This is a genomic window from Extibacter muris, from assembly GCF_004345005.1.
In the GTDB taxonomy this organism is placed as follows: domain Bacteria; phylum Bacillota; class Clostridia; order Lachnospirales; family Lachnospiraceae; genus Extibacter; species Extibacter muris.
Genome location: NZ_SMMX01000040.1, coordinates 1 through 3214 on the forward strand (window position 1 = coordinate 1; position 3214 = coordinate 3214).

The following is a 3214-nucleotide window of genomic DNA, read 5'->3' on the forward strand; positions in this document are numbered from 1 at the left end:
ATGTACCTTCAAAACTGCACACAAGAAATACCTGCATCCATTACCTATCCACCATCATATCTGGTCATGCCCTCGACCGATTAGTAGCAGTCAGCTCCATGCATTGCTGCACTTCCACCTCTGCCCTATCTACCTCGTCGTCTTCAAGGGGTCTTACTGCTTGCGCAGGGATATCTCATCTTAAGGGGGGCTTCACGCTTAGATGCCTTCAGCGTTTATCCCGTCCCGGCTTGGCTACCCTGCCATGCTCCTGGCAGAACAACAGGTACACCAGCGGCCGGTCCATCCCGGTCCTCTCGTACTGAGGACAGCTCCTCTCAAATATCCTACGCCCACGCCGGATAGGGACCGAACTGTCTCACGACGTTCTGAACCCAGCTCGCGTACCGCTTTAATGGGCGAACAGCCCAACCCTTGGGACCTACTTCAGCCCCAGGATGCGATGAGCCGACATCGAGGTGCCAAACCACTCCGTCGATGTGAACTCTTGGGAGTGATAAGCCTGTTATCCCCAGGGTAGCTTTTATCCGTTGAGCGATGGCAATCCCACTTTATACCACCGGATCACTAAGTCCTACTTTCGTACCTGCTCCACCCGTCGGTGTCGCAGTCAAGCCCTCTTATGCCTTTGCACTCTGCGGATGGTTTCCGACCATCCTGAGAGGACCTTTGAGCGCCTCCGATACCCTTTCGGAGGCGACCGCCCCAGTCAAACTCCCCACCTGACATTGTCCCCAGGCCGGATCACGGCCTCTGGTTAGAAATCCAATACTGCAAGGGTGGTATCCCAACAGCGGCTCCGCGACGGCTGGCGTCATCGCTTCCTTGCCTCCCACCTATCCTGTACATGCAATACCGAATCCCAGTATCAAGCTGGAGTAAAGCTCCATGGGGTCTTTCCGTCCTGGCGCAGGTAACCAGCATCTTCACTGGTATTTCAATTTCACCGGGTGCATTGTCGAGACAGTGCCCAAATCATTACGCCTTTCGTGCGGGTCGGAACTTACCCGACAAGGAATTTCGCTACCTTAGGACCGTTATAGTTACGGCCGCCGTTTACTGGGGCTTAAGTTCAAAGCTTCGCGTTACCGCTAACCTCTCCCCTTAACCTTCCAGCACCGGGCAGGCGTCAGCCCATATACTTCACCTTTCGGTTTTGCATAGACCTGTGTTTTTGCTAAACAGTTGCTTGGGCCAATTCTCTGCGGCCAGCTTTCACTGGCACTCCTTCTCCCGAAGTTACGGAGTCATTTTGCCGAGTTCCTTGACAATGCTTCTCCCGTCGGCCTTAGGATTCTCTCCTCATCTACCTGTGTCGGTTTGCGGTACGGGTACGATATGAACGATAGCGGCTTTTCTTGACGCATGGCTCACACACTTCCCTACTTGCATTTCGGTACGCGTCACGTCTTCGGATCGTGCTACGGATTTGCCTATAGCGCTCCTACCCCGCTTGCGCCGGGCTTTCCGTTCCCGGCTTGTGCTTTCCACACGTGTCCCCACAGTTCTGTCATATCGCAGTACAGGAATCTCAACCTGTTGTCCATCGGCTACGGCTTCCGCCCTCGCCTTAGGCCCCGACTTACCCAGAGCAGATCAGCTTTACTCTGGAAACCTTGGATATTCGGCCGGAAGGATTCCCACCTTCCTCTCGCTACTCATTCCGGCATTCTCTCTTCGATGCCCTCCACGGCTCCTTACGGTGCCGCTTCCTCGCGCATCCAATGCTCCTCTACCGATTGACGTCTGTCAATCCCTGGGCTTCGGCAGTGTGTTTCAGCCCCGGACATTTTCGGCGCAGGACCTCTCGACTAGTGAGCTATTACGCACTCTTTGAATGTGTGGCTGCTTCTGAGCCAACATCCTAGTTGTCTTCGAAATCCCACATCCTTTTCCACTTAACACACATTTCGGGGCCTTAGCCGCAGGTCTGGGCTCTTTCCCTTTCGACTGCCCAACTTATCTCGTGCAGTCTGACTCCCATACATCATCTACGCGGCATTCGGAGTTTGATATTCTTCGGTAAGCTTTGACGCCCCCTAGGAAATTCAGTGCTCTACCTCCGCAAGACTCGTATGAGGCTAGCCCTAAAGCTATTTCGAGGAGAACCAGCTATCTCCGGGTTCGATTGGAATTTCTCCCCTATCCACACCTCATCCCCACCCTTTTCAACGGATGTGGGTTCGGTCCTCCATTGCCTTTTACGGCAGCTTCAACCTGGACATGGATAGGTCACCCGGTTTCGGGTCTACTCCGGCTGACTATTGCGCCCTCTTAAGACTCGGTTTCCCTTCGGCTCCGCACCTTTTAGCGCTTAACCTTGCCAGCCGGCGTAACTCGCCGGACCGTTCTACAAAAAGTACGCGGTTCCACATGTAAAGTGGTTCCACAGGTTGTAAACATATGGTTTCAGGTTCTCTTTCACTCCCCTCCCGGGGTCCTTTTCACCTTTCCTTCACAGTACTATGCGCTATCGGTCACTAAGGAGTATTTAGCCTTACGGGGTGGTCCCCGCGTCTTCCCACAAGGTTTCTCGTGTCTCGTGGTACTCTGGATACCGCCGTGTCTGTCGGACTTTCGCTTACGGGGCTTTCACCCTCTCTGGCCGGCTTTCCCAAAGCCGTTCTGCTAGTCCTCACGAATCACTTGCGCGGTCCGAACCCCAGGGTGCACGCACCCTGGTTTGGGCTCTTCCGCTTTCGCTCGCCGCTACTTGCGGAATCACTTGTTGTTTTCTCTTCCTCCGGCTACTTAGATGTTTCAGTTCGCCGGGTTCCCCGCATATGGCTATGGATTCACCATATGCTGGCTGAGGTTTCCTCAGCCGGGTTTCCCCATTCAGATATCTCCGGATCGTTGGGTATTTGCCCCTCCCCGAAGCTTTTCGCAGCTTATCACGTCTTTCATCGGCTCTTAGTGCCAAGGCATCCACCATATGCTCTTTCTAGCATGACCAGCCCGCTTGGGGAGGTACGGGTGTGCCTCCTTTTGCTCCACATGCCTAGCGTGGCATGTGCTGGCTTCTCAGGTAATACCCGCCGGGCCGCTATCGCCCGGCAGGATGTTTTTTCGATTCGTTGTCTCGAATATCGGTTGATGTTGCTAACATTACCTCGGATGTCTTGATTAAATTAAGATATTTAATCGCGTCATATCATCGGCTTATCCGTTGATGATATGACCTATTTCTCGTATGCAGTTTTCAAGGTACATG

1 rRNA gene is annotated in these 3214 nt (G+C 53.6%); it reads right to left on the bottom strand.

Features of this window, described 5'->3' with window-relative positions:
• Positions 1-60: 60 nt before the first annotated feature.
• Positions 61-2955, bottom strand: a 23S ribosomal RNA gene (locus E1963_RS19085).
• Between the last annotated feature and the right edge of the window lie 259 nt (positions 2956-3214).